This is a genomic window from Rhodovulum strictum, from assembly GCF_009649175.1.
In the GTDB taxonomy this organism is placed as follows: domain Bacteria; phylum Pseudomonadota; class Alphaproteobacteria; order Rhodobacterales; family Rhodobacteraceae; genus Rhodovulum; species Rhodovulum strictum.
Genome location: NZ_WJPO01000026.1, coordinates 1 through 25,102, shown reverse-complemented (window position 1 = coordinate 25,102; position 25,102 = coordinate 1). Strand labels below are relative to the sequence as shown.

Sequence of the window (25,102 nt, the reverse complement as noted above, 5' to 3'; positions counted from 1 at the left end):
GGGACGCGTCCCGTCTCCCCACCCGGCCTTGTCCGAGCAGGCCGGGGCCCTGACCGTCAGGCGCCCGTCACAGGCGGCCGGTCAGCACCAGCACGATCAGGATCACGAGGATCAGGCCGATGGTTCCGCTGGGCGCATAGCCCCACGAGCGGCTATGGCCCCAGGTGGGCAGCACGCCCACGAGCATCAGGACGAGAATGACGATGAGAATGGTTCCGAGCATGGTGGTGTCCTTTCGGGATCGTCATGGATAGCGGCCCCGCCGCGCGAGGGCGTCGCGGCAGGGCCATCCGGCAATGGCATCAGCCCTTGCGGGTTGCATCCTTCGCCTTGCCGGGTGCCTTGTGGAACGCCGCGTCGGTCTGGCTGATCTTGCCTGCGGCCTCGCGGGACTTGTAATCGCTCGGCACCTTGGCGCCCTTCGGGGTGCCGCTTCCGGCCTTCTTCTTCTTGTTCTTCTCCATCGACGCGACCTTTCGCTGCGTTTCGGTGTCGTAGGCCTCAGGCCTTGCGCAGGTCGTCCTTCGCCCGACCGTAGGCCTTCTGAACCTTGCCCTCGACCTGTTCGATCTTGCCCTCGACCTCGAGCGCCTTGTCGCCGGTCAGCTTTCCAAGCCCTTCCTTGACGGCGCCTTCGGCCTGCTTGGCAGTTCCCTTGATGCGATCCTTGTCCATCGTCCGACTTCCTTCTGCGGAGGGAGGCGCCGCGCACCGGCCACAGACTCGGGCGACCGCAAGCGCCATGAACATCATCCTCGCCGCTTGCCGACCAAGCGTCCCTAACCTGCATCAGCAAAGCGGCCCGCCACGGGAGATATCGTCGTCATGGTCCGGGATGGCCTGCCGCCGACAGTGTCTGCGCCAGGGCGTCGGCAATCAATGCCGCGGTCCGCATCATGCCGATCGGACCGGACCTGCTGCCCGCCAACCGGCTCGCGAAGGCTGCCACACACCATGCCCGAGGATCACCCACACGGCGAAGCGACGCGGCCGCGCGTTGCACCGTCGGCCGGCCGCGCCCCACCCGCCGGCTGGTTCTCGCGGCTCGACCGTGGAGCGCTTCAGACCGTGTTTCTGGGGATCATCGCAGGCGTGATGACCCTTGCCGCCCTCGACGCCGCCAGCCTCATCGCGATCCCGACGGTGCTGGCGCTCCTCTGTTCCATCGCTCTGGCACCGGCCGTCCGGCGACTGGAACGCAGCGGGGCGCCGGCATCGCTCTCTGCGCGGCGCTGGTCGTGGGCGGGCTGCTGCTGGGGGCCGCGACGACCGTCTACGCGCTGGCGCCGTCGGCCGAGGCCTGGAACGACCGGGCGCCGCAGATCCTGCGCGAGATGGAGCGCCGCACACGCGAGATCCTCTCGGGACTGTCCGATACGTTCGACCCGGGCTCCATGGTCGCCCCGACGGACGAGACCGTCCCGCGTCAACCCGAGGCTCCGCGGGCACCGGGCGACGACACCGTGGGCCGGATGGTGGAAGGCGGGCAGCGTCTGCTGGCGGACTGGGCCATCGGCGCCCCGAGGCTGGCGGCGGGGGCCGCGTTCTGGGCGATGCTGACCTTCTTTCTGCTGCGCGACCGGGTCATGCTGGCCCGCTGGGGGATGTCGATGGTCCCAGGCGCCTCCGCCCGGCGGGCGGTCGGTCGGGCCATGCGCGACGTGCGCACCAGCGTCGCGCGCTATCTGCTGGCCATCACTGCCGTCAACCTGGGGCTGGGGCTCTGCATCGGGGTGGCGTTCCAGCTGCTCGGGGTGGCGAACGCGCCGCTCTGGGGCGTGGCCGCGGCACTCCTGAACTTCATGCCCTTCATCGGCGTCGCGATCATGGCGCTTGTCACGCTGGGCGTCGGGATCGTGTCGTTCGAGGATCCCGTCACGGCCTTTGCCCCCTTCGCCGTGGTCGTGGTGCTCAACATGATCGAGAGCCAGGCCGTCACGCCGATGGTGGTGGGCGCGCGCATCCGCATCGCTCCCATTGCGGTCTTCGCGGGCATCGCCTTCGGGGCGTGGCTGTGGGGGGCCGCCGGCGCGCTGGTCGCCACGCCGACCCTGATCGTGGCGGTGGCCTTCGTGCGTCGCCTGAACGCCGCCGCGCCAGTTGCACGCCCCTCCGTCAGGGACGGCGCATGAGCGCGAAGGCCATGACGAATGCGGCCAGCGGCAGAAGCGGCCTTGCCGAGCGGACGAGTGCGGCGGCAAGGGCGATGTCGGCTTCGGCGCGCCTTCGGGCGGCCATGGCCTGAGCGGCGCGGCGGGCCGACAGCGCCCGCCCAAGCAGATGCACGGTCAACGCCAGCGCCGCGAAGACCATGGAGAAGGCGAGGGCCGCGAGCGGGAAACCGACCACCGCCGTCAGCGCCACGAGGCCCGCCGCCACAAGGAGCGCCGCGGCAACCCCGGCAAGCCCTGCCGTGGCCGACCCTGTCGCGGCCCGACCGGCCGCATGGCCGGCCCGTGCGCGGAGAAGATCGCGAAGCGGTGCCAGCAACGGCAACTCCATGGCGGCCTCAGCCCCTGCGCGCGACGAGGCCGAGCAGCAGCCCCAGCCCCGCGGCGATCCCGATCGCGGCGAGGGGATGGTCCAGCACCGCGCCGGTTGCCGTGGCACGGGCGTCCCGTCCGGTCTGGCCGATCTGTCTGCCGGCCTTCTCAAGGCCTTCGGTCACGTCGCCCTTGACCGTCGCGGCCAGCTTCATGAGGTCCGCCCGCAGCGTCTCGATCTGTGCGCTGAGGTCTTCGGGGTCGGCTACGGCCTTTGCCGCCTGCGTCGCAGTCGTGTTCATCGCGTGTCTCCGGAAAATCGATCGTCGCCCCGGATTGTGCCGGGGCTCACATCGGTGCCGGCGGTCCGGGATCGACCCGGCACCGCCCTGCCCAGTTCGCGGCATTCAGCGCAGTCCGAAATATCCGAGAATGAACAGGACGATCACGACCAGCCCTACGATCCATATGATCTGATTCATCGAAGCCTCACCGGTTTCGAGATGGCGTCTCGCCATCTCCTCCCCGACAGTGACGCCTTGGCGAAAACGGCGCCACAACCTGGATCAGTCTCCGAAGCGGCGGCCGGAACGCGCAACGCCGCCCGACCCGGCCGCCGCACCGTCCCGGCCTCAGTAGGGTCGGACCAGCGTCGTGATCCGGCGCACGGCGACCCGGCGGTTGAGGCGCTCGGCGTCCAGGGTGGCGATCCTGAGAAAGCTCTCGCCATATCCCTGAATGACCATGTTCTCGGCCGGAACCCCGAAATACTCGCTCAAGGCCAAAGCCACAGACTCGGCCCTTCTGTCGGACAGCAGGAGATTGTAGCCCGCATTGCCCACCGCGTCGGTATGGCCCTCGATCAGGAACAGCTCGGTCGGGTTCTCGGCCACCAGGTCCCGCATCAGCAGGCCGACCTGCCGCAGCCGTTCGGCCTGTGACGGCTGAACCGCCGCGGAGTTCGTGGCGAAGGTGACGGCCTCGAGGTTGATCACCGGCGCGAGGGCGCGCACCTCGGCATGGTCGCGCACCTGCCGCAGGCTGAAGCTTCGGCCGAGGTCGCGCCGCTCGGCGGCGAGCAGGGCCACGCGCAGGCTTTCCCGGTCGGTCGCCTCCCGATAGGAGATGTCCTCGTGGCTCGGGCGGGGAAGGTCGCGCAGAACCACGGGCTCGAATGGTCGGGTGTCGTCGATCAGCAGGTATTCGCGCCCGTCCGGCTCGATGCGCACGCGGCGCAGGGCACGACCGGCGGAATCCCGGATGGTGACGATCCTGGTTCCGTCTTCGCGGGTGACCGTGGCCCGGGTCGAGCCGTCGGCGAACCGCTCTGTGCGCACTTCCGAGCCTGGCCGGCGGAGCAGCGCATCGTCATCCTTGAGAACCCGGTAGCGACCGTCGTCGTCGATCACGATGACCCGGTCGCCCGTATTGGACTCGACGCGCTGCCCCGCGGTCAGGATCGCGCCCACGACCGCCGTGCCGAGCAAGAGCAGCCCCGCCTTTTCCAGATCGCTCAATCCGCGCTCCCTCGCCGGGGGGACCCGGCTGCTCCGGTCGGCTTCGGTGCGCGCGTCTTCGCTCGGGCGCGCGCCGTCCTCGCGCGTCACGTCGCGGAATTCCTGGTCGCTCGAACGACTGCTGCTCTCGGTGACAGTCTCGACGATGACTTCCGCAGCCGTGTCGGCCCCGGCCTCCGCCTCGGCAGCGATTGCAGCGATGGTCTCGCCCGTCAGCGCATCGGCACAGACGATGGTGCCGTCGCTGGCGACGACTTCGGCCAGACAGTCCTGCGCGACGACAGCCGGTTCCGATTGCGGGCCCGGTTCCGTGGCGGGGTCCTCCGCTCGTTCGGCCTCGACCTGGACTGCGGCTTCCGCAGGCGTCTCCGTCTCGCTTGCAGCCTCGTCGCGGGCTTCGGCCTCCTCGCGGGCTGCGGCAGGCAGGTCCGGCCGGGTCGCAGCCTCCGGCGCGGCCGATGTGTCTGCCTCCGACCCGTTTTCCAGCGACAGGATGTGCAGTTCGCAGGCGAGTGCGTCGAAGATCATGGCCTCGGCGCAGATCTCTTCGGGCGTGCGCCGGTCGGCTTGCCTGTTGCGGTTTTCGGCGGATGCCCCGTCGCCGCCGTCCGGACGCGATGGCGACTGCGCCAGCATCGGGAGGGGTTGCAGCAGCGACAGGACAACGATTGCGGCCGTGGACGACCTGAGCGAAACTGCGGTCATGTTGTCACCCTTTCTGATCCTGGTCCGTGCGACAGCCGTGCCCGTGCTGTGTCTGTGGCACTGCTGTGGTCGGGCGTCCTGCCGGCGATGGAGCATCCGCACGGAAGCGGCTTCGAAGCGTCATCGCCCCCGTAATCGCTAGTCCGAAGCGAGGCCCTTCGGACTGATCCAGGTTTGCCCCGCCCCGTCATCACTGCCGTCGAGTACCGGAACTCGTGACGCTCGATGGCGGCTGCGCGCACCATGCTTGCAGGCGCCGGGCGAATTTCTGTCCGCGGCGACTGATCGAGGTAAGTGCGGCGCGCGCGCAATGCACCATGATCGGGGTTGCTCCTCGCGACTCGCGAACGGTGCCTGGCCGTGGGAAACACGGCAATCCGGCCGGCGCCTCATCCGAAGTTGCCCTCCGATGGAAAGGCTTTCCCATGACACAGACAAACATCATCGGCCTCGTCGTCCTGGCCCTGGGCGCGGTGTTGCTCTTCTTCGCCTGGCGGGCCTCGCAGGCGCCGATGGACCAGATGTCCGAGGCGCTGACCGGCCGGTTTGCCGGCAACACGATGTGGTATCTGCTGGGAGGTGTAGTGGCCGTCGTCGCCGGCGTCGGACTGCTTTGGCGGGGGAACGCCCGGGGCTGACAACAGCGTGACCGCGCCGGGGGCTGGCCTGCGGCCCCCGGCCGGCCCTCAGACCGCTGCAACCGCCCTCGCCAGCAACGCGCGCACCTCGCCTGCGATTGCTCGCAGGGCGGGGTTCGCGACGGCCTGCATCGAGGCGACCGGATCGACCGCGCCGATTTCGATGCCGGCATCGGTCTCGCGCAGGATCACGTTGCAGGGCAGCATCGCGCCGACGCGGGGCTCGACCCCGATGGCCTGCCACGCGAGCTTCGGATTGCAGGCCCCGAGAATGCGGTAGCCCGGCATGTCGCGGCCGAGCTTCGCCTTCATCGTCGCGCTCACGTCGATTTCGGTCAGCACACCGAAGCCCTGCTCCGCAAGGGCGGCGCGCGTACGGGCGTCGACGGCGTCGATATCGGCGCCGGGGATCAGGCGGTTGATCGTGTAGCTCATGGGTCCTCCGTTGCACCGCCCGGTTGCACTGTTGCGGTCAGGCCATCGGGGTCTGCTGATGCGACAGCCGCAGCCAGCGCCCGGCGTCGTTCAGCCAGGTCGAGGCGCAGAGCGCCTCGTGGATCGGGGTGTCGTCCTTTTGCGCCACCACGCGATAGGCAAGGACCGCGACATTCCCCTGTCGGGTTACGGTCCGGTCGGCTATCTCGATCAGGCGCCAGCCGGTATCGGCCGGCATGTGCGCCCAGATGTCGTCGCCCTGAAGGATCCCCAGCGGATAGGGATAGATCACGATCGCGCCCGCCGCCGTGGTGGCGCGGGCGCTGTCGCGGCCGCTGGTCCAGAACGCCTCTTCAAGCCGCCAGAGGTCTTCGTCGGGGTGCATGGCCGTCTCCTGCCTTGCCGCCTCAGTTTCCGGCGCCATCCGAGCCGAGGAACAGCATGTTGATGAGGTAGAGGATCAGCATCAGCACGGCGAGGATCGTGCCGATGCCCCCGGCGCCGGCGGGCGCCGTCCGCTCTGCCGTCCGCTCCGTTGTCCGGCCGACCCGGCGACCGGCGGTTCTCGGCAACAGATCGATCAGCCGCTGCGTGATCGCGGCATGATCCTGCCCAAGCGCCGGCACATCCCGGAACCGGGCCAGCAGCCCGCCCAGGCGGCTGCGGGCTTCGTCCCTTGTCAGGCTGGCCAGATCGGACGCCGCATCCCAGGGCTCCAGCCCCAGCCGGGCCAGAGTGGACAGGACAGTCACCGTGTTGCCGTTCCGATCCTCGCCGACGGCGGCGTAGAGGAACGGGTCGAACGGGGTTCCGCCCTGACGCATCTCGTCCATTGTCGGCATGGTGTGGTCCTTTCCCGGCAGGGCGGACCGGAAGCCTGAACTTCGCCGCCCTCCGCTCGCGCCGACGGGCAAGCCGCGCGCAGCGCATGAAGATCAACATGGACCTGAATCGTCTCGCCTGCGCTGATGCAGATCAGTGCGTGGCCAATTGCCGGCTGGCCGGGCACGATCCGAAACCGGCCTAACATCGATCAGTCCCGGTCCCCTGCCGGCGTCGTAGGGTCGTTCCAATCCGGCGCTGCACCGGAGCGATGCCCGCAATCGGGCCCGGAGCTAGGAAGGAACACCCATGAACACACCCGAATGGCTGAGACCCGGACTGATCGGAGCCGTGGCAGGCGGTGTCGTTGTCGCCATCGCCGGATTTGCCGGGGCGGGATGGACGACCGCGGCCGGCGCCGACCGGATGGGGCAGGCGATGGCCGACGAACAGGTCGTCGCGGCCTTCGTGCCCGTCTGTGTCGAGAGGGCCGAGAGCGACCCCGACCGGGTCGCAAAGCTGGCGAGCATCCGGGAACCCGCGACGGCAACGCGCCAGCGCGATGCCCTGCTCGCGGCAGGCTGGGCGACCATCGAGGGCAACGCGGCCGCCAGCCGGACGCTGGCCACCGCATGCGTGGCAGCACTGCAGCAGCGCAGCGGCGCGCTGCTGCAGCCCCGGGCCCGGGCCCGGGCGGGGTGATGCGATGGCGTGGCCCTTTCCGCACCCACCGGCATCGCGGGCGGACGCTCTTGAACGGCGGTTGCGTGCGCAAGCCCGCAGGTTGGACCTGCTGATCCCCTGCCGATCCGCGAGCGATCCGAGGCTGTTGGATCTTCTGCGCACGACCTTCGTCCAGCCGATGGACCGGGCCGCATCGGATGCTCCGGGCCTCGGGCCGCTCGACGGGTCCGAAGGCGGCGCGCGCTCCGAGATTACGGAGCGCAACGGCATCTGGGTCCTGACCGTCGGCGGGGTCTGGCGCGGCGACTATCGCAAGCGCGCCCATGCGGAGGCCGCTGCCGGACAGGCAAAGCAGGAGCGCGCATGACATCCCGAGACGGCGCCGGGCCCGCCGCGTCACGGCGCGCGGCGGCCGTTGCGCCCGCAAGGACGGGGTGATCCGTCGCTCCTGCAAGGCGCCGATCCACAACGAAACGAAAGGAAACCCATGGCCGGTCCCATCAGCAAGACGACCGCGATCTTCGAACGACCGTTCAGCCTGCCCGGCTTTGCCGAGGTGCTTCCTGCCGGCGAGTACGATCTTGAAACCGAGATCTCGGCACCTCCCGACCATCGGGATCCGGACCGCTGGAAGGCCTCGGTTCTTGTGAGGCTGCACCCGCGAAACACTCATCCGGGCCTCGTGCGCAGCCTGACGGTTCCGCTGTCCGCGCTCGAGGATGCCCTGGGTCGCGACAAGCTGACGGGTGCGTCCGTGGTGGACTTCTTCGTCGATGAGATGCTGGCCGACCCGATGGTCCAGCTCGTCATGCGGGCCGACCGGGTCTCGGAGGCCGAGGTCCGCGCGCTCTACGCCCGCAGCGGACAGCCTGGGCGGCCGGCCGCCGCGCCTGACACGATCGGATCGCACGGTCAGCCGTCCCCTGCGGCGCAGAACGGCGCGGCGGTGCAGGCGGCCGAAAACGAAGGGATGCCGCCCCGGCATCGCTGAAGATCGAAGGCGATGGCAAGCCCGGCTGTCCCGCCCGGTTCGAGGAGAGTGGACGATGGATTTCCTGTTCGACTTCGGCTTCTACGGCGTGCTTGCGGCTTTCCTGGTCGCTCTTCTTGCATCCGCCATCAGGATCCTGCGCGAATACGAACGCGCGGTGGTCTTCACGCTCGGCCGCTTCACCGGGGTCAAGGGGCCCGGTCTGATCATCGTGATCCCCGGCATCCAGCAGGTCGTGCGCGTCGACATGCGGGTGAAGGTGCTGGACGTGCCCTCCCAGGACGTGATCAGCAAGGACAACGTCTCGGTCCGGGTCAATGCGGTGATCTATTTCCGCGTGATGGACCCCGAACGCGCCACCATCCAGGTCGAAAACTTCATGCAGGCCACCAGCGAGCTTGCGCAGACCACGCTGCGCTCGGTCCTCGGCAAGCATGAGCTGGACGAGATGCTGTCGGAACGCGACACGCTGAACCGCGACATCCAGGAGCTGCTGGATGCGCAGACCGACACCTGGGGCATCAAGGTCTCGAACGTCGAGATCAAGCATGTCGATGTGACCGAGACGATGATCCGCGCCATCGCCCGCCAGGCCGAGGCGGAACGGGAACGCCGCGCAAAGGTCATCAACGCCGAGGGCGAGGCGCAGGCGGCGCAGAAGCTGCTGGAGGCGGCGCAGATCATGGCCAGAGACCCCGGCGCAATGCAGCTGCGCTATCTCAGCTCGCTGAACGTCATCGCCGGCGAGAAGAACTCGACCATCATCTTCCCCTTCCCGATGGAGCTGGCAGGGCTGATCCCGAGCATCCGGGCCGTGGCAAAGCAGGACTGAACCGCGGTCCGCCACCGCTGGCGGGCTGAACCGGTGGCGGACGATGGCGCCGCGCACCCGCTGCAACCGACATGGCCGATGGCCGAAGGGGACTACCCGATGTTCGACATTTCAGGCCAGCCGCGCGGCCGCGGCCATGTCACCCAGGCCGGCGCCTGCGTTCCCGTCGTCATTCCCGACAACGCCCATGCGACGAACGCGGGCCATGGCGCCGCCCGGCGCGGCGAGCCGGGTTTTGTACGGGCCAGCGGCCGTTGCGATCCCGTCGTCTTGCCCGAGAACGCCTTTCTCGACGACCGCTCCCACGGCCCCGGCGCGCAGCACGCGCGCGGGTTCGAGGCCCTGCGGACTGGCTGTGGCATGATTGACCTGCCCGCGAACGCCCACCTCGACCGGTCGGGCAATCGCTGGCAGTGTGACCGGGGTTTCGGGTTTCGGAGGGCAACCGATGCATCCTGACACGCTGAGGGCGCCGACGCGCCGCGGTGGCCCGTGGCGGATCGGTTCATGCTGATCCGGGTGGGGTGTCGTCTGCAGTTCAGCCTGCCCCAGCCGACGCCGCTGATCGCCATGCTCAGCGTCCACCACAGCCGGTATGGCGATGTGGTGCGCGCCGACGACCTTGTCGCCTCGCCGCGCGTGCCGTTCCAGGGCTATCGCGACGGGTTCGGCAACTGGTGCACGCGCATGGTGGCCCCGGCGGGCGCGTTCGTGCTGTCCACCGACGGCGTGTTCCGTGACGACGGACAGCCCGACCCGGTGGCGCCTGCCGCCCGGCAGCACGCGGTGCAGGACCTGCCCGACGAGACGCTCGTCTACCTTCTGGGCAGCCGCTATTGCGACACCGACCTGCTGTCCGAAGAGGCCTGGCGCCGCTTCGGTCAGGGCGAAGCGGGCTGGGCGCGCGTGCAGGCCGTGTGCGATTTCGTCCATGCGCATCTGACCTTCGGCTACGAACACGCCCGGGCCACGCGCACCGCCAGTCAGGCGCTGACCGAGGGTCATGGCGTGTGCCGCGACTTCACGCATCTGGCGATCGCGCTGTGCCGCTGCCTGAACATCCCCGCCCGCTACTGCACCGGCTATCTCGGCGATATCGGCGAGCCGCCGCCCTACGCCCCCGGCGATTTCTCCGCCTGGATGGAGGTCTATCTCGAGGGCCGCTGGTGGGTCTTCGACCCGCGCAACCACACCCCGCGCATCGGCCGGATCCTCGTGGCCCGCGGCCGCGATGCCGCCGATGTACCGCTGACCCAGACCTTCGGGCTACACGAGATGACCGACTTCCGGGTCTGGAGCGACGAGGTCGCACCGGAAGACCTGCCGCCGGAGGGTGGCAATTGATCCCCCTCGCCCCCACTTCTGCCATCAGGCAGTTCCGCCGCGACGCACATCCTGCTTCCTTCGGCGTACCGGGAGACAGCGGCCCGGCTTTCGCCGGACCACATCGCGCGGCGGACCAGGCCCAAGGAGCCGGAGCGATGAACGACCCCGATGCAGGCCTTGTCCCGACGACCCCTGCCCGCGGTGACGTTCCCGCAGAGCGGCGCTGTCTGCGCTGCAGCGCCGCCTTCTGGAGCGAAGGCTTCGGCGAACGCATCTGCAGGCGCTGCAAGGCGCAGGCCTCGTGGAAATCCGCCATCCCGGCCGGCGATGGCGGCGGCGGCCGCCGCTCCTTCAGATGAGAAGGGCCGGAGGTGCATGCCGCTGCTGAACATTATCCACCGCACCGAATACCGCTATGCGACCGCCGTCGCGCCCGGGCCGCACCGTCTGATGCTGCGCCCGCGCGAGACGCGCGAGTTGCGCCTGCTGTCGTTCGACCTGATCGTGCAGCCCGCGGCCACCGTGACCTGGGCGCACGACGTTGCCGGGAACTCCATCGCGACGGCCAGCTTCTCGGGGCTGACGGACACCCTATCGGTCGAAAGCCGGATGACCGTCGATCTCGGCGCCCAGGCCTGGCCGGTGTTCGACATCGCCGCCGCGGCGCAGCAGTATCCGTTCCGCTACGCCGACGAGGACTGGATCGACCTCGGCGCGCTGGCCCGCCCGCAGTATGTCGACGTGGCGGGCCGCCTGTCCGACTGGGTCGAGGGCTTCGTGATGGGCCGGCCGACCGACACCCTGTCCCTTTTGCAGGATGTCGCGGGCGGCGTCTCCAACCGGATCAGCTATCAGAGCCGCGAGGTCGAGGGCACACAGGGCCCGCTCGAGACGCTGGACCGCGGCTGGGGGTCTTGCCGCGACATCGCCGTGCTGTTCGCCGAGGCCGTTCGGACGCTGGGCTTTGGCGCCCGCATCGTGTCAGGCTACATGTTCGACGCCGCCCGCGACCGGATCGGTTCGGCGGGTGCCGGCTCCACCCACGCCTGGGTCGAGGTCTTCGTGCCCGGCGCCGGCTGGATCTCCTTCGACCCGACCAACCGCTCCATGGGCTCGGCCAACCTGATCCCCGTCGCCGCCGCCCGCCACATCGCCCAGGTCGCTCCGGTGACCGGCAGCTTCCACGGCCGCTCGGGCGATCTGCTGGGAATGGCCGTCCACGTTGCCGTCGAGCCGGAATGCGAGGGAGTGCGTCAACCTGCTGCGCGCACGATTTCCGATCGCGAAGCCTGATCGCAAGACTTCACCAACAGCATCCGTCCCTGTGGCCGCAGGACAGCGCGCGTCCGCCGGTAGGCTTCCACCGCAAAGCGAGAGAAGGTCCGACGTCAGGCCCACCCCCTCCGCCACTTGCCCTCGCGAAAGCGTTCTCCCGATCCGGCTGCGGCCGGATTTTTCCCTTGTTTTCGAGGGTTATGCGGGAGGGGCTGAGCACCGACCCTGTCGCCAGGAGGGCCGGAAGCGGTCTCTCAGGGCCGATATTCTCCGGACCTGATGACTGCTCTGATCGGGTGAATAGCTTTGCAACCATATGATAATACACAGTAACATTCGCCATGGGACGGCGGATTTCGATCCTAGGGTCAGGACCCATTAACCGGCTTGAGGCTGTCCGGTCTGCGTGATTCAAGCTCCCGCACTGACGGGGGGTGTGGATGAGCAATCTTTTCTGGCTGACCGACGAACAGATGGAGCGGTTGCGGCCGTTCTTTCCGAAGAGCCACGGCAAGCCGCGCGTTGGATGACCGGCGTGTGCTGAGCGGAATAATCTTCATCAATCGCAACGGCTTGCGATGGTGCGACGCGCCGCGAGAGTATGGCCCCCCAAAGACCCTTTACAACCGATGGAAGCGGTGGGGTGAGATGGGGGTCTTTGCCCGGATGATGGAGGGCTTGGCCTCCAAGGGCGGCGAGGAGAAGGTCGTCATGATCGACGCGACGTATCTCAAGGCGCATCGCACGGCTTCAAGCCTGCGGGTCAAAAAAGGGGGCCCGACGACAAGCGCGGGCGTCTGATCGGCCGGACAAAGGGCGGCTTGAACACCAAGTTGCACGCCGTGACGGATGCAAAAGGCCGCCCCATTCGCTTCTTCATGACTGCGGGCCAGGTCAGCGATTATTCCGGCGCCGCCGCCCTGCTGAGCAGCCTGCCCGCCGCAGAATGGCTGCTCGCCGACCGCGGCTACGATGCCGACTGGTTCCGGGAAGCGTTGAAAGACAAGGGGATACGCCCCTGCATCCCGGGCCGGAAGTCGCGCGGCAAGGCGATCAGCTACGACAAACGCCGATACAAGCGGCGCAACCGGATCGAGATCATGTTCGGCAGATTGAAGGACTGGCGCCGCATAGCAACTCGCTACGACAGGTGCCCAAAGGTCTTCCTCTCAGCCATCGCTCTCGCCGCCACCGTGATGTTCTGGCTTTGATGATCAATGAGTCTGGAGCCTAGCGCGACATTTCGAACCGCGGAACAACTTGGAACGCAATCCCTTGACGAAACTGATCCATGTGAGCGCGCCGAGCGACGAAATCCGCATGAATGGTTGGCTGGGCGCAAGGTTCAGCCTCGTCCGGGCCGTGATGCGGTTCACGATCCTGACACACGCCAGAAAAGGCGGGGGTTCCCTCGCCGTACCTCGGATCTGCGGCAAGGAGTCCCATGATGTCACTCATCAACCTGGTCGTGACGCTGGTCGTCGTCGGCGTCGCCCTCTGGGCCATCAACACCTATGTCCCCATGGATCAAAAAAATAAAGTCGATCCTGAACGTAGTCGTCGTGATCGTGGTCGTTCTCTGGCTGCTGCGCGGCTTCGGCCTGCTCGGCGGGATCGGCTGGATGGGCATTGATGGCTGACGCTGTGCCGTCCTCGGGCCTGGCCCTCACCGGGCCGGTGACGCTAGACACGCTCGACCAAGTGCGCGCCCTGCTCGACCGGGCCGAATCTACGACCCGGGTCGATCTCTCCTCGGTGACGGCACTCGACACCGCCGGAGCTTGGGCGCTGCTTGACCATCGGGGGATGCACATCGAGGCCGCGAGTCCCGCACAGGACCTGCTGTTGCGTACGGTCGAGGCCGCATTGCCGCCCGCGCGCACGGCTCGACCGCGCAAGGCGCGACACCGGGCGGGCGATGCGCTGGCAGCCGTCGGCACAACCGTCGAGGGTTTCCTGACGACCAGCGCGCAGGGCCTCGGCTTCACCGGATTGGTCATGGCCCGGCTGACGACGACGCTGGTGCGTCCGCGCCGCCTGCGGCTGACCGCACTCGTGCATCACATGCAGGAGGTTGGGCTGAACGCCGTGCCGATCGTGGCGCTGATGGGGTTTCTCATCGGCGTCGTGCTGGCGTTCCAGGGCGCCGCGCAGCTGCGACAGTTCGGGGCGGAGGTCTTCGTGGTGGACCTCATCGCGGTGTCGATACTGCGCGAGCTGGGCATCCTGCTGACCGCCATCATCGTCGCGGGGCGGTCAGCCTCGGCATTCACCGCCGCCATCGGTTCGATGAAGATGCGCGAGGAGATCGACGCGATGCGCGTGCTGGGTCTCGATCCGATCGAGCTTCTGGTGCTGCCGCGCCTGCTGGCGCTGGTGATCCTGCTACCGGTGCTGGGGCTTGTGGCCGATCTTGCCGGGCTGTTCGGCGGCGGGCTGATGGCCTGGATCGAGCTCGGCATCTCGCCCAGCCAGTTCCAGACCCAGCTTTTGGCGAATGTCGGCGCGACCCAAGCGCTGGTCGGTCTGTCGAAGGCGCCGGTCTTTGCCGTGATCATCGCGCTGGTGGGCTGCCATCAGGGCTTCCTGGTCAAGGGCGACGCGGAATCGCTGGGCATGCGGACCTCGCGCGCGGTGGTCATCGCCATCTTCCTGGTGATCGTGGTGGACGCGCTCTTCTCCGTCTTCTTCGCGTTCTGGGGGGTGTGATGGACGCCGAGGCCGTCATCGAGATCCGCGGGCTGACCAACCGGTTCGGCACCACGGTGGTGCACGAGGATCTGTCGCTCGACGTGATGCGGGGCGAGGTGCTGGGCGTGGTCGGCGCCTCGGGCAGCGGCAAGTCGGTGCTCCTGCGCAGCATCGTGGGGCTGCAGACCCCCAGCGCCGGGCAGATCACCATGCTGGGCACGGACGTGCTGGGCGCCAGCGCGGCCGACCGGGCGGCCGCGAGCGCGCGCACCGGCGTGATGTTCCAGGACGGCGCGCTCTTCTCGGCGCTGACCGTGCGCGAGAATGTCGAGGCCCCGATGCGCGAGCGCCTGGCGGTGGACGCCCCCACCCGCGCGGCACTGGCCGATCTGCGGATTTCCATGGTCGGCCTACCGCCCGAGGCCGGCGACCTCTACCCGGCCGAGCTGTCGGGGGGCATGCGCAAGCGCGCGGGCCTGGCCCGCGCCCTGTCGCTGGACCCGGAGATCCTGTTTCTGGACGAGCCCACGGCGGGCCTCGATCCGATCGGCGCCTCGGCCTTCGATGCGCTGCTGAATTCGCTGGGCGAGGCCCTGGGCCTGACGGTGTTCCTGGTGACCCATGATCTCGACACCTTGCAGGCCACCTGCGACCGGATCGCGGTTCTGGCCCAGCGCCGGGTGCTGGTGACCGGCACGATGGCCGAGATGCGGGAAGTCGACGACCCCTGGGTGCAGTCCTATTTCCACGGACCGCGCGCCCATGCGGCCCTCGGGCAGGAGGCGGTCTGATGGAAACCCGCGCACGCTTCGTCCTGATCGGCCTCTTCACGATCGTCGGATTTCTGGCCGCACTCGGCTTCGTGCTGTGGCTGGCCAAGGTCCAGCTCGACCGGACCTATGCGCAATACGACATCCTCTTCGGCACCGTCGCGGGGCTGAGCCAGACCGCCGCCGTGCGCTACAACGGCGTGGATGTGGGCAAGGTCCTGACCATCGCGCTGGACCGCGACGACCCATCGCTGGTGCGCGTGCGCATCGAGATCTTCGCCAGCACGCCGGTGCGGACCGACACGGTCGCGACGCTGGCCTCGCAGGGGGTGACGGGCGTGGCCTTCATCGCGCTGGAAGGTGGCAGCGCCGATGCCGAACCTCTCGAGCCGGTGCCTCCCGCCGAGGTGTCGGTGATCCGCTCGGAGAAGTCGGTGGTGCAGGACCTGATGGTGACCGGGCCCGAACTTCTTGCCGAGGCGAAGGCCCTGATAACCGAGGTGCGGGGCTTCACCGCCGCCGAGAACCGCGATGCGGTCGCGGGCATCCTCGTCAACATTCAGGACGCCACCGGGCGCATCGATGCCCTCGCCACCCGCGCGGAGGAGAGCCTGTCCCGGTTCGACGCGGCCCTCGTTGCAGCCGAGTCAGGGCTGGCGGCCACCGATGGCCTGCTGCAGCGCGACATGCCTGCGCTGGTCGCCGATCTGCGATCCGCCGCCGACAGCACGGGTGCGGCGATGGACGGCTTGCGCCGCGCCACTCAGAACGATCTGCCGCGGCTCTCGACGCAGATCAGCGCCCTCATCGCGGATGCAAGCGGGGTGATCGCGCGGTTCGACGCCCTCGCCCGCCAGATCGGCAGCGATCCCGGCCGGTTTCTTCTGGGCAACGAGACACCGGATTACAGGAGGTCCCAATGACCCTTTCGCGCCGCTCCCTTTTGTCGTTCTCGGCCATGGCGGGCCTCTCCGGCTGCAGCGCCGTGTCCGCGGTCTCCAGGGCCAGCGATCCGCTCGACACCTACACGCTCTCGCCGCTCGGCCCGGTGCAGCCGCGGCCCGGCGGCACGCGCCATCTGGTCGTCGAGATGCCGACATCCGGGGGCGAGCTCTCCACCGACCGCGTCCTGATCAAGATCTCTCCGCTGCAGGCGGAGTACCTGCCCGACGCGCGCTGGTCGGAACCGACCCCGGCCATGGTGCAGACGCTGCTGGTCAACTCGCTGCTGAACCGCGGCGGATTCCGGCTGGTCAGCCGGGTGGGCGCGGGGCTCATGCCCGACTACACGCTGATGTGCGAGATCCAGGCGTTCCAGGCCGAGCTGACCGGCCCGGACCTTGCCTCGGCCCAGATCCATGTCGCGCTGCAGATGACCGTGATCCGCGAGGCCGGCCGCGAAATCGCCGGAACGCGACGCTTCGAGTCCACAACGTCGGTGATATCCGACAGCACGGTCGCGCTGATCGCCGGCATCGACGCCGCCATGCAGTCGGTCATGGCCGACGCCGTCGGCTGGGTGCAGACACTGGCCTGACACCAGCCGGTAGCGTGAGCGCAATGGGCCTCAGCCCAAGATTGTCTGCTGATGCGTCAGGCGCAGCGACTGGCCCTCATCCTTCAGATAGATCGACGTGCAGAGCGCCTCGCAGATCGGATCGCCGCTGCGTTCGGCGGACACGCGATAGACCAGAATGGCAACATTTCCGTGTATCGACACGTAGCGCTCGCTCATCACGACGGAGCGCCACCGTTGGGCGACGTCCGTTTCTCTCCAGAGCGCATCACCCTGCAGTATGCCGGCGGGGAACGGAAAGACAAAGACCGCATCCTTTGACCACATCCCTTGCGGTCATCCGGCGCGCACCCTCTGCGCCCTCGGTCCAGAACCGTTCCTCCAGATGACACAGGGATGCTTCATCGCCCGCGGCCAGCGTCAGCTCTGCTCTCGCCGGGCCCTTGCCGGGGGCTGGCCGCCGGGGCGCCGGCCGTTGATCGCCTGATCCGGTTGTGAACACCGACATCATTTGCATGACGTACAGCAGGACCCCAGCAATGGCCCAGATTGCGCCCACAGCACTCACTTTCCGGATTTCCTCCGACGACCCGACCGCCCTCGAGGCGCGCGGCGGGCGTTGAGGAAGCAGGAAGATCAAGTCGCGGTCAACCGAACCATGATCGCGGCCCAACGTTGGCACATCGCGAAATCGCAACAGCAGCAGTCCCAACCGTGAGTCCGCAGCCGCACGGGGCGGCGAACTGCTCATCATTGATTTGGGATGGAGCCAGAGTTGTTAATACAAAGAAATCAATGTCCTGGAGGCCAGAGAAGGTTCGACGTCAGGCCCATCCCCTCCGCCACTTTCAAGTCGCGAACCAGGTACGAGGTCCCGATGTGGGCCTTTTTTCTTTTTGTCTCAAAGGGGTTTGCGATTGCGTCCGCCCTCCGGAGACTGGCACCATGGCTGATATCGGTCTCTAAACGGCCCGCGTCTCTTTTTGAACGCCCTGCCCGGAAATTAGGTCGGATTCGAAATCTCTCACGATTTCATGCGCTTGCCGAAAGTTGGCATCGACGAAGTTGATGGTGGGACGCCTGGCAGGCTGACCGGTGGAGACACCCGAAGGCGGCGTGGTCCTGCGCAGTTGCGCGCGCGAATGCCCAAAAGCTACGGGAACAGGATTCCCTCAGCTGCCACAATCGCTTAGAGTCATCCTCAAAGGGTGTGAGGCATGGCACAGAAATCCGAAATCGAATGGACGGACGCGACATGGAACCCGGTCACCGGCTGCACAAAGGTCGGTCCCGGTTGCGACAACTGCTACGCTGAGCGTTTCGCCGAACGCTGGCGTGGTGTTGCGGACCATCCCTACGAACAGGGCTTCGACCTGAAGATTTGGCCTTCCCGGCTGGAGCAGCCCCGCCTGTGGAAGAAGCCCCGAATGATCTTCGTCAACTCGATGAGCGACCTGTTCCACAAGGACATTGACCGTAGGTTCATCGACAGCGTGTTCGACACGATGGAGCGTGCGGACTGGCACGTTTATCAGGTACTGACCAAGCGCAGTTCGCTTCTGCGTAACTACGTCGGTGCGCGCTATGCAGGCGGGCCGGTGCCCCGCCATATCTGGCTTGGCGTCTCGGTCGAGGATGCAGCGCATGCCAGCCGCATCCGTCATCTGAAGGAGGTCAACTCGGAGGCCCGCTTCATCTCGTTCGAGCCGCTCCTGGGGCCGATCGATGAGGTGGACCTGCACGGCATCGCCTGGGCTATCGTCGGCGGTGAAAGCGGTCCTGGTGCGCGGCCAATGCAGGCCGACTGGGCGCGACGGCTTCGCGACATCAGCGAGCGAGACGGCGTCGCCTTCTTCTTTAAGCAATGGGGCGGTGCGCGGCCGAAGTCTGGCGGCCGGCTCCTCGATGGAGAGGAGTGGAACGGCTTTCCCTGGCGAATCGTACCGAAGTCGATCCTGGACGCTCTGCAACCCGAGAACGTCTGATGCGGCCCAACATCAATCATTATCGGGGCCGTGAACAGTCCTTCATCAAACATCTATTCCTGCAGAAATATCTGGAGAATGCGGCCTACAAGCTTTTTCAGGGACGGTCGCCCGTCTTCAATTTCGTCGATGCCTTCGCCGGACCATGGCGCAATTCGGATTCCGAGTCCCTATCGGACACGTCGTTTGCTCTGGCACTGGCTACGCTCGAAAATGTCCGACGGATTTCCGGCCTCCTTGAGGGCCTGGTACTTGCGCCGCAGGTCCGGGTTGATGCGCAGGGCGACGAGGGCCGGCATGTAGAGACCGCATCGCAGCGACGCACGACCGCCCTGGATACGCGAGCGCCCCTTCCACCCGCCGGACTCGCGCGTGATGGGGGCCAGACCCGCCAGGCTCGCCGCCTGTTTGCCGTCCATCTCGCCGAGCTCCGGCATCTCGACGAGGATCGCCATTGCCGTGATCGGGCCGATGCCGGGAATGCTGGCGAGGATTTCGCGCCTGCGCTGGAGCGTCTCGTCTGCGCCGACGATGGCGGCCATCGCCTGCTCGATCTCGCCGATCTGTTTTTCGATCTGAACGAGACGGGCCTTGATCTGGCGGCGGACGAGGGCGTTCTGCGCCACCTGATCGCGATTGCGCGGCAGTGGGGCGAACACTTTCCGCCACGCGCGGGTGTCTTCGCGGCGGAAACGCCGCCTGCACGAGAAGTGCTGGCCGAGAGCCGCACGATGAAGGGCAGCGGCGCCGCCGGTGTGGCAACGCTGGGCGCTGCGGGTATCGAGGTGGCACAGAACGCCCTTGCCGAAACCCAGTCTGCCATTCTGCCGCTCGTACCCTATCTCGACACGCTGCGCTGGGTGTTCATCGCCGTCGCACTCGCGGGCATCGCCATCACGATCTACGCCCGGATCGACGACTGGAGACGGGGGTGGCGATGATTGCATCGCTCCTCACCGGGATCACCGCCAGCCCGTGGATGCGGTCGGTCCTGCGCTACGGCGCAATCGCACTCACCGTGTTCCTGTTCCTGCTGGCACTCCGGCGCTCCGGCGAGCGCGCCGGCCGCCTAGCCGAACGCCTTGAAACCACGGAGAAGGCAAATGACGTCCAACGCCAGATGCTCGACGCTACGGCTCGCCGTCCTCGCGATCGCGACGATCTCGTTGATCGGCTGCGCGACGGGCGCTTCTGAGCCACGCGTCGTGCCCATCTGCCCGCCCGTGGTCGAGTACAGCCGCGAGTTCCAGGCGCGCGCAGCCGAGGAAGTCGGCTTGCTGCCAGACGCGTCCGCCATCGCGGAGATGCTCGCCGACTATAGCGTCATGCGGAACCAGGCTCGGGCGTGCCGTTAGTGCCGGAAGATAGGCGGCAAGCGCGATCGCAACAGAAAGAACTTTTCGTGAACGCTAAGGGTGTGCTATACGCGTTTTGTCGACTCTGACCGAGTCAAGCCGATATACACGGACCAGCGGGGTTAGCGGCGGATGAGTGAACCATGGGTTTCCGTTGATCAGGTGGCTGCCCATCTGGGCGTCGCCAAGGACACGGTTTACCGCTGGATCGATGCCAAAAGCCTGCCCGCTCAGCGGGTCGGGAGGCTATGGAAGTTCAAACTGAGCGAGGTGGATAGTTGGGTGAGGAACGGAATGGCCGCAGAGGATGAAGGTCACCAACCACCGAGGAAGGGCACATAGTGACACATCAACGAGGGGTGGCAGCCTAGAATGCCCGTTCCGAATCAGCCCAAGATCTACCACATCGTTCACGTGGATAGATTGCCCTCGGTGATCGCCGAGGGAAGCCTGCTGTGCGATGCAGAGATCGTTCGGCGCGCGGCGGCCAATCCCGCCCATGGCATGGGCACGACTATCGGCATGAGCAGCATCAAGCACCGGCGCCTGTCCGAACTTACCTTGACGAGCCATCCCGGCCTCTATGTCGGTCAGTGCGTGCCCTTCTACTTTTGTCCGCGCTCGATCATGCTGTACTTGATCCATTGCGCCAACCATGCCGAGCTTGCATATCGCGGCGGTCAGGGACCCATCGTGCATCTCGAAGCCGACCTGCAGGCGACGGTCGATTGGGCCAACGGCAGCGCCCGCCGTTGGGCATTCACGCTATCGAATGCAGGCGCCTACTACTTCGAGGACAGAGCAGATCTTGCACAGCTTGGCGAGATCAACTGGGATGCGGTGCAGACCAATCGCTGGGCGGGCAATGGCATTTCCAGATCCGTCAAGGAAGGCAAGCAGGCCGAATTCCTGTTGGAGCAGTCGTTTCCGTGGGAGCTTGTGACCAGAATTGGGGTAAGGTCGCAGCAAGTTTACGGGCATGTTCGGACGGCACTGCAGGCTTCCGGCCACAAGCCGCATGTCGAAATCAAGACGGATTGGTATTATTGAGAGGGAGGGAGGCCGAAATGTTCGAATACAAAACGGGCGATATTCTTGCCGAGGATGCCGAAGCCCTCGTCAACACCGTCAACTGCGTCGGGGTGATGGGCCGCGGCGTTGCGCTCCAATTCAAGAACGCGTTCCCCTCGAATTTCGAGGAATATGCTCGAGCCTGCAAACGGGACGAAGTGCGTCCCGGCCACATGTTCGTTGTGGAGACAGGTCAGCTGACCAGTCCACGGTACATTATCAACTTCCCGACCAAGCGACACTGGCGTGGCAAGAGCCGGATGGAGGACATCGAAGCCGGTCTTCGTGATCTGCAGCGTGTGATCCGCGAGAAGAACATCCGTTCAATCGCCATCCCACCTCTTGGAAGCGGTCTGGGCGGCCTTAATTGGAAGGAAGTCCGGCCGAGGATCGAAGAAGCCTTGAGAGGCTTCAACAACGTCCGCGTCGTGATCTTCGAGCCCAATGGAGCACCGGATACTAATCAGATGGCCAAGCGGAAGACGGCGCCAAACATGACGCCGGGCCGCGCTGCACTCGTCGGCCTGATGAATCGTTACCTGAGCGGCCTCCTGGATCCGTTCGTTACGCTCCTCGAAGTGCACAAGCTCATGTATTTCATGAAAGTAAGCGGGGAAGGCTCACTAGAGCGGCTCCGGGTCGTCAAGGGGCCGTATGGACCATACGCTGAGAACCTCACCCACGTATTGCGTGAGATCGAGGGATATTTCATTTCAGGCTATCGGGACGGTGGCGACGCGCCCAACAAGCAACTCGAGATCGTGCCCGGAGCCGTCCGTGATGCCGATAGCTTTCTCCGGGAACATCCGGACACCCATTCTAGGTTCGACAGAGTTGCCGACCTTGTTGCTGGCTTTGAAACGCCCTTTGGACTTGAACTGCTGTCCACTGTGCATTGGGTCGTCACTACCGAGCATCCTCGGACAATGGACGAACTCACGGGGCACGTTTACGCTTGGAACGACCGGAAGAAGCAATTCTCACCACGCCAGATTGGCATCGCATTCCAGACCTTACAGAGCAAAGGGTGGTTCGCAAACGCCTGACTTGCTCCCCTAAGCCCCTTGGCTGACAAACAGTTTAGCGCGGTGCCAAGCAAGCCGTTTCTTGTGCTTGTCCGTCAGTGGGATGGGGGTCTGCCAGCGCAACTCAGCGCGCCCCAACTCGCTCAGGGTGGGCGAGAACTCCGGCCTCCCAGCGTCATCGAAGGTTACGAGCCCTCGGTCGAAGGCAGGTAAGCGAGGGTTTCTCCCCATTGGCCTCTCGGCTTCGGTCTTGATTTGAGGTCGGGCATTCTGCTCGCGTTTGCAGGCACGGAGGGCGGAATGAAGGATGGGTTTGTCGGGCAGTTCGATGTCCTGGAGGAGCCGACGGGCCGGCGGAGTTGGCCGGATGAGGTCAAGGCGCGGATTGTCATGGAGAGCTTTGCGCCCGGGGCGCGTGTGGGCGCTGTCGCCCGGCGGCATCGGGTGCTGCCGTCGCAACTGACGACGTGGCGGCGGCAGGCTCGGGAGGGACGGATTGCCCTTCCGGTGGATGCGCCGGGCTTGCCGACGCCGGCGGAGTTCGTGCCGCTGGTCGTTGACGCGCCGGACCCCACGCCGAGTTCCGACAGGGGCCGGGATCGGATCGAGATCGAGACGGGTGGCATGGTGATCCGGCTGCCTGGCACGATCCCGGCGCGCCGCCTTGCGGAGATCGTCGGGGCCCTGAGGTCCACCCGGGCATGATCGTTCCCGGGCAGCGCATGCCGATCGTGGTTGCCACGCGCCCGGTGGATTTCCGGCGGGGTCATGACGGGCTGGCGGCGACGGTACAGAACGAACTGGGGCTCGATCCGCATTCCGGGCTGACGGTGGTGTTCCGGTCGAAGCGCGGCGACAGGCTGAAGATCCTCGTCTGGGACGGCAGCGGCCTGGTGCTGATCTACAAACGCCTCGAGAGCGGGTCCTTCACCTGGCCGAAGGTGCAGGACGGGGTCATGCGGCTGTCCCGTGCCCAGTTCGAGGCGCTGTTCGAGGGCCTGGACTGGCGGCGGGTGATGGCGCAACGGGTGCTGCCACCGGCTGCGGCGAGTTGAATCGGCCCCCCTTGTTTTGTTGGGTTCTCGCGACGGCATCGGGTAAATCATACCCATGTCGTCCGCGCTCGATCCCGACCTCCTGGCCCGGTTGCCACCCGACCTGCGGGCCGCGGTCGAAGCGCAGATGCGGAAGGCCCTGACGGCCGAGGCGGAACTGCGCCAGCACCTCGAGGCTGAGAATGCCGATCTGCGCGCTCTCAACGAGCGGCTCGAGCACCTTGTCCGGGAACTTCAGCGGGCCCGTTTCGGGCCGCGCTCCGAGAAGCTTCATCCCGACCAGATGGAACTGGCCTTCGAGGACATCGAGGTGGCGATCGCGGCCGCCACCGAAGAGCATGACACCGCCGCGGAAGCACGCACCGGGACCCGGCCGCCCCGCAAGGCGCGGGGTCCGCGCAGTCTGCCGAAGGATTTGCCGCGCGAGGAGCGCATCATCGCGCCCGAAGACCTGAACTGCCCCTGCGGCTGCGGGCAGATGGTGCAAATCGGCGAGGACCGGTCGGAACGGCTGGACCTCACCCCCGCGCAGTTCCGGGTGCTCGTGACGATCCGGCCCCGGTATGCCTGCCCCAGGGGGCGCAGCGGCGTCGTTCAGGCCAAGGCGCCGCCGGCGCTGATCGAGGGTGGCTTGCCGACCGAGGCGCTACTGGCCCATGTCGCCGTGTCCAAGTTCTCCGAGCATCTTCCGCTCTACCGCCAGTCCCAGGTGATGGCGCGGCACGGGATCGAGATCGACCGGTCCACGCTCGCCGACTGGATGGGCAAGGTGGCGTTCCATCTCCGCCCGATCGTCGATCGGATCGCCGAGCACATGAAGGGCTCGGGCAAGCTCTTCGCCGACGAGACCCCGCTGCCGGTCCTGAACCCCGGGGCCGGGAAGACGAAGACGGGCTTTCTCTGGGTCATGGCGCGCGACGATCGCCCATGGGGTGGCACGGCGCCCCCGGCGGTCGTGTTCACCTACGCGCCCGGCCGCGGCGGCGCCCATGCCGAGGACATGCTGAAAGGCTTCGAGGGGATCCTGCAGGTCGACGGCTACAAGGGCTACGACCGCCTCGCCGATGGCCGGCGCGCCGAAGGGGCACCCCTGACGCTGGCCTTCTGCTGGGCACATGTCCGGCGCAAGCTGATCGACGCGCGTCCCAAGGCCGGCTCGCCCCTGGTGGACGAGGCGCTCAAGCGCATCGCGGCGCTCTATGCCATCGAGAAGGACATCCGCGGCCAGCCCCCCGAGGAGCGCCGGGCCGTCCGTCAGGCACGCGCGGTGCCGCTGCTCGAGAACCTGCACGAATGGTTGAAACAGCAGGCGGCCCGCATCTCGACGAAGTCCGACCTCGGCAGGGCCCTGGCCTACGCGCTGGAGCACTGGGATGGCCTCGTCCTCTTCACCCGGGACGGCCGCGTCGAGATGGACTCCAACCCTGTCGAGAACCGAATTCGCCCGGTGACTCTCGGAAGAAAGAATGCCCTCTTCGCGGGGCATGACGAGGGCGGTCGATCCTGGGCCCGCTTCGCCTCGGTCATCGAGACCTGCAAGCTGAACGGCGTCGAGCCTTATGCCTGGCTCAAGGCCACCCTGGAAGCCATCGCCGCCGGCCATCCCAACTCGGACATCGACGCGCTTCTGCCATGGCACTTCGGCAAGGCTGCAATCAAAGCTGCAGCTTAAACTGCAATCGATCCCTCCACAGCCCTGCCGGCGCGCACCTCCGCAAGCACTGTTCCGATGGGGAAAAACCCTCGCTTACGAAGGCAGCGTCCCACAATGCAGAAAGCAGCAAACCATTGTGAACGTCGAGCCGCTCCGCGTCCGTCGTGCAATCCTTCCACGGGATAATGTGAGAGGCGGTAAGGCTCCGCCGAGGGCCGTCTTGCCTCAGTGGTTCTTCTCGTCGGCCATGATGCGTTCGATGACGTCGGGAT

General features: G+C 66.8%; 36 protein-coding genes and 3 pseudogenes. 26 read left to right on the top strand and 13 right to left on the bottom strand.

Going from position 1 to position 25,102, the window contains the following annotated elements:
- Positions 1–67 precede the first annotated feature (67 nt).
- The 3 genes from GH815_RS14620 to GH815_RS14610 form a co-directional block, all read right to left on the bottom strand.
- On the bottom strand, positions 68–223 hold the full coding sequence (locus tag GH815_RS14620) for a DUF3309 domain-containing protein (RefSeq protein ID WP_153749504.1): 156 nt from the start codon (positions 221–223) through the stop codon (positions 68–70).
- A gap of 79 nt (positions 224–302) precedes the next feature.
- A complete protein-coding gene (locus GH815_RS14615; protein WP_153749503.1) occupies positions 303–464 on the bottom strand; it encodes a hypothetical protein in 162 nt (53 codons plus the stop codon).
- A gap of 37 nt (positions 465–501) precedes the next feature.
- On the bottom strand, positions 502–675 hold the full coding sequence (locus GH815_RS14610) for a CsbD family protein (protein ID WP_153749502.1): 174 nt from the start codon (positions 673–675) through the stop codon (positions 502–504).
- A gap of 221 nt (positions 676–896) precedes the next feature.
- On the opposite strand from GH815_RS14610, the gene GH815_RS14605 reads away from it, so the two are divergent.
- Complete coding sequence (locus GH815_RS14605; protein WP_153749501.1) at positions 897–2,132, top strand: AI-2E family transporter; 1,236 nt, start codon at positions 897–899, stop codon at positions 2,130–2,132.
- Here GH815_RS14605 and GH815_RS14600 read toward each other — a convergent pair.
- The 3 genes from GH815_RS14600 to GH815_RS14590 all read right to left on the bottom strand — a co-directional run bounded on the left by GH815_RS14600 (position 2,116) and on the right by GH815_RS14590 (position 4,705).
- A complete protein-coding gene (locus GH815_RS14600; protein WP_153749500.1) occupies positions 2,116–2,490 on the bottom strand; it encodes a hypothetical protein in 375 nt (124 codons plus the stop codon). The two genes, GH815_RS14605 and GH815_RS14600, sit on opposite strands and share 17 nt — an antisense overlap.
- A gap of 19 nt (positions 2,491–2,509) precedes the next feature.
- Positions 2,510–2,785 (bottom strand): glycine zipper domain-containing protein, encoded by a 276-nt coding sequence (locus GH815_RS14595; RefSeq protein ID WP_153749499.1) that lies wholly within the window; start codon positions 2,783–2,785, stop codon positions 2,510–2,512.
- Between the two features lie 330 nt (positions 2,786–3,115).
- Positions 3,116–4,705, bottom strand: a complete 1,590-nt coding sequence (locus GH815_RS14590; RefSeq protein ID WP_170290360.1) for an OmpA family protein — start codon at positions 4,703–4,705, stop codon at positions 3,116–3,118.
- A gap of 425 nt (positions 4,706–5,130) precedes the next feature.
- Here GH815_RS14590 and GH815_RS14585 point away from each other — a divergent pair, with 425 nt between their 5' ends.
- Positions 5,131–5,343 (top strand): DUF3185 family protein, encoded by a 213-nt coding sequence (locus GH815_RS14585; protein ID WP_153749497.1) that lies wholly within the window; start codon positions 5,131–5,133, stop codon positions 5,341–5,343.
- Positions 5,344–5,391: 48 nt separating this feature from the next.
- Here the strand turns inward: GH815_RS14585 and GH815_RS14580 are convergent, their stop codons facing one another.
- The 3 genes from GH815_RS14580 to GH815_RS14570 are packed head-to-tail and all read right to left on the bottom strand — an operon-like array spanning position 5,392 to position 6,620.
- Positions 5,392–5,778, bottom strand: coding sequence for a DUF302 domain-containing protein (locus GH815_RS14580; protein WP_153749496.1), 387 nt, complete (start codon positions 5,776–5,778; stop codon positions 5,392–5,394).
- A 37-nt stretch (positions 5,779–5,815) separates the two neighbouring features.
- Positions 5,816–6,163 (bottom strand): hypothetical protein, encoded by a 348-nt coding sequence (locus GH815_RS14575; protein ID WP_153749495.1) that lies wholly within the window; start codon positions 6,161–6,163, stop codon positions 5,816–5,818.
- 22 nt (positions 6,164–6,185) lie between these two features.
- The gene (locus tag GH815_RS14570; RefSeq protein ID WP_153749494.1) at positions 6,186–6,620 is read right to left on the bottom strand and encodes a hypothetical protein; all 435 of its coding nucleotides are present in this window, start codon (positions 6,618–6,620) and stop codon (positions 6,186–6,188) included.
- 289 nt (positions 6,621–6,909) lie between these two features.
- On the opposite strand from GH815_RS14570, the gene GH815_RS14565 reads away from it, so the two are divergent.
- From GH815_RS14565 to GH815_RS14500, 15 genes and pseudogenes are all read left to right on the top strand, one after another.
- Entirely contained in the window at positions 6,910–7,302 is a 393-nt protein-coding gene (locus GH815_RS14565; protein ID WP_153749493.1) for a hypothetical protein, read from the top strand.
- A gap of 82 nt (positions 7,303–7,384) precedes the next feature.
- Entirely contained in the window at positions 7,385–7,651 is a 267-nt protein-coding gene (locus GH815_RS14560; RefSeq protein WP_153749492.1) for a hypothetical protein, read from the top strand.
- A 120-nt stretch (positions 7,652–7,771) separates the two neighbouring features.
- Positions 7,772–8,275 carry a hypothetical protein gene (locus GH815_RS14555; protein ID WP_153749491.1) on the top strand — a complete coding sequence of 168 codons (504 nt, stop codon included), beginning with the start codon at positions 7,772–7,774 and terminating at the stop codon, positions 8,273–8,275.
- A 55-nt stretch (positions 8,276–8,330) separates the two neighbouring features.
- Positions 8,331–9,107: a slipin family protein gene (locus GH815_RS14550; RefSeq protein WP_153749490.1), complete on the top strand. Its 777-nt coding sequence runs from the start codon at positions 8,331–8,333 to the stop codon at positions 9,105–9,107.
- A 99-nt stretch (positions 9,108–9,206) separates the two neighbouring features.
- Positions 9,207–9,566, top strand: coding sequence for a hypothetical protein (locus GH815_RS14545; protein WP_170290359.1), 360 nt, complete (start codon positions 9,207–9,209; stop codon positions 9,564–9,566).
- A 48-nt stretch (positions 9,567–9,614) separates the two neighbouring features.
- Complete coding sequence (locus tag GH815_RS14540) at positions 9,615–10,451, top strand: transglutaminase-like domain-containing protein (RefSeq protein ID WP_153749532.1); 837 nt, start codon at positions 9,615–9,617, stop codon at positions 10,449–10,451.
- A 137-nt stretch (positions 10,452–10,588) separates the two neighbouring features.
- Complete coding sequence (locus tag GH815_RS14535; protein WP_153749488.1) at positions 10,589–10,792, top strand: hypothetical protein; 204 nt, start codon at positions 10,589–10,591, stop codon at positions 10,790–10,792.
- A 16-nt stretch (positions 10,793–10,808) separates the two neighbouring features.
- Positions 10,809–11,726, top strand: coding sequence for a transglutaminase family protein (locus GH815_RS14530; protein WP_153749487.1), 918 nt, complete (start codon positions 10,809–10,811; stop codon positions 11,724–11,726).
- A gap of 422 nt (positions 11,727–12,148) precedes the next feature.
- Positions 12,149–12,919: pseudogene (locus GH815_RS14525) on the top strand (IS5 family transposase).
- A 233-nt stretch (positions 12,920–13,152) separates the two neighbouring features.
- Positions 13,153–13,230, top strand: a pseudogene (locus GH815_RS19545) (hypothetical protein); the annotation flags it as partial.
- Positions 13,223–13,348 (top strand): Thivi_2564 family membrane protein, encoded by a 126-nt coding sequence (locus GH815_RS19540; protein WP_407072188.1) that lies wholly within the window; start codon positions 13,223–13,225, stop codon positions 13,346–13,348. The pseudogene GH815_RS19545 and the gene GH815_RS19540, both read left to right, overlap by 8 nt.
- Positions 13,341–14,417, top strand: coding sequence for an MlaE family ABC transporter permease (locus tag GH815_RS14515; RefSeq protein ID WP_211365094.1), 1,077 nt, complete (start codon positions 13,341–13,343; stop codon positions 14,415–14,417). Before GH815_RS19540 ends, GH815_RS14515 begins: the two co-directional genes overlap by 8 nt.
- Positions 14,417–15,190: an ABC transporter ATP-binding protein gene (locus tag GH815_RS14510; protein WP_153749486.1), complete on the top strand. Its 774-nt coding sequence runs from the start codon at positions 14,417–14,419 to the stop codon at positions 15,188–15,190. The genes GH815_RS14515 and GH815_RS14510 overlap by 1 nt, the downstream gene beginning before the upstream one ends.
- Positions 15,190–16,092, top strand: coding sequence for an MlaD family protein (locus GH815_RS14505; protein WP_153749485.1), 903 nt, complete (start codon positions 15,190–15,192; stop codon positions 16,090–16,092). Before GH815_RS14510 ends, GH815_RS14505 begins: the two co-directional genes overlap by 1 nt.
- Entirely contained in the window at positions 16,089–16,706 is a 618-nt protein-coding gene (locus tag GH815_RS14500) for an ABC-type transport auxiliary lipoprotein family protein (protein WP_153749484.1), read from the top strand. Before GH815_RS14505 ends, GH815_RS14500 begins: the two co-directional genes overlap by 4 nt.
- A gap of 30 nt (positions 16,707–16,736) precedes the next feature.
- Here the strand turns inward: GH815_RS14500 and GH815_RS19270 are convergent, their stop codons facing one another.
- Together GH815_RS19270 and GH815_RS19265 are read right to left on the bottom strand one after the other, a co-directional pair.
- Positions 16,737–16,904: a hypothetical protein gene (locus GH815_RS19270; RefSeq protein ID WP_246176461.1), complete on the bottom strand. Its 168-nt coding sequence runs from the start codon at positions 16,902–16,904 to the stop codon at positions 16,737–16,739.
- Between the two features lie 49 nt (positions 16,905–16,953).
- Positions 16,954–17,397, bottom strand: coding sequence for a hypothetical protein (locus GH815_RS19265; protein WP_246176460.1), 444 nt, complete (start codon positions 17,395–17,397; stop codon positions 16,954–16,956).
- Between the two features lie 505 nt (positions 17,398–17,902).
- Between GH815_RS19265 and GH815_RS14490 the strand changes: the two genes are divergently transcribed.
- Complete coding sequence (locus GH815_RS14490; protein ID WP_153749483.1) at positions 17,903–18,670, top strand: DUF5131 family protein; 768 nt, start codon at positions 17,903–17,905, stop codon at positions 18,668–18,670.
- A 170-nt stretch (positions 18,671–18,840) separates the two neighbouring features.
- On the opposite strand, the gene GH815_RS14485 is transcribed toward GH815_RS14490, so the two are convergent.
- A complete protein-coding gene (locus tag GH815_RS14485) occupies positions 18,841–19,107 on the bottom strand; it encodes an IS110 family transposase (RefSeq protein ID WP_246176465.1) in 267 nt (88 codons plus the stop codon).
- 201 nt (positions 19,108–19,308) lie between these two features.
- On the opposite strand from GH815_RS14485, the pseudogene GH815_RS14480 reads away from it, so the two are divergent.
- From GH815_RS14480 to tnpC, 8 genes and pseudogenes are all read left to right on the top strand, one after another.
- Positions 19,309–19,611 (top strand): annotated as a pseudogene (locus GH815_RS14480) (YcbK family protein); the annotation flags it as partial.
- Positions 19,608–19,865, top strand: coding sequence for a hypothetical protein (locus GH815_RS14475; RefSeq protein WP_153749482.1), 258 nt, complete (start codon positions 19,608–19,610; stop codon positions 19,863–19,865). The pseudogene GH815_RS14480 and the gene GH815_RS14475, both read left to right, overlap by 4 nt.
- A 292-nt stretch (positions 19,866–20,157) precedes the next feature.
- On the top strand, positions 20,158–20,367 hold the full coding sequence (locus GH815_RS14470) for a helix-turn-helix domain-containing protein (RefSeq protein WP_153749481.1): 210 nt from the start codon (positions 20,158–20,160) through the stop codon (positions 20,365–20,367).
- Positions 20,368–20,397: 30 nt separating this feature from the next.
- Positions 20,398–21,075: a type II toxin-antitoxin system toxin DNA ADP-ribosyl transferase DarT gene (darT, locus tag GH815_RS14465; RefSeq protein ID WP_153749480.1), complete on the top strand. Its 678-nt coding sequence runs from the start codon at positions 20,398–20,400 to the stop codon at positions 21,073–21,075.
- Between the two features lie 17 nt (positions 21,076–21,092).
- Positions 21,093–22,142 (top strand): type II toxin-antitoxin system antitoxin DNA ADP-ribosyl glycohydrolase DarG, encoded by a 1,050-nt coding sequence (gene darG / locus GH815_RS14460; protein WP_153749479.1) that lies wholly within the window; start codon positions 21,093–21,095, stop codon positions 22,140–22,142.
- Between the two features lie 279 nt (positions 22,143–22,421).
- A complete protein-coding gene (gene tnpA / locus GH815_RS14455; protein ID WP_153749478.1) occupies positions 22,422–22,826 on the top strand; it encodes an IS66-like element accessory protein TnpA in 405 nt (134 codons plus the stop codon).
- Between the two features lie 17 nt (positions 22,827–22,843).
- The gene (tnpB, locus tag GH815_RS14450) at positions 22,844–23,176 is read left to right on the top strand and encodes an IS66 family insertion sequence element accessory protein TnpB (RefSeq protein WP_246176456.1); all 333 of its coding nucleotides are present in this window, start codon (positions 22,844–22,846) and stop codon (positions 23,174–23,176) included.
- A gap of 55 nt (positions 23,177–23,231) precedes the next feature.
- Positions 23,232–24,848 (top strand): IS66 family transposase, encoded by a 1,617-nt coding sequence (tnpC, locus tag GH815_RS14445; protein WP_153749476.1) that lies wholly within the window; start codon positions 23,232–23,234, stop codon positions 24,846–24,848.
- On the opposite strand, the gene GH815_RS14440 is transcribed toward tnpC, so the two are convergent.
- Positions 24,832–25,059 carry an HNH endonuclease gene (locus GH815_RS14440; protein WP_246176464.1) on the bottom strand — a complete coding sequence of 76 codons (228 nt, stop codon included), beginning with the start codon at positions 25,057–25,059 and terminating at the stop codon, positions 24,832–24,834. The genes tnpC and GH815_RS14440 overlap by 17 nt on opposite strands.
- Positions 25,060–25,102 lie beyond the last annotated feature (43 nt).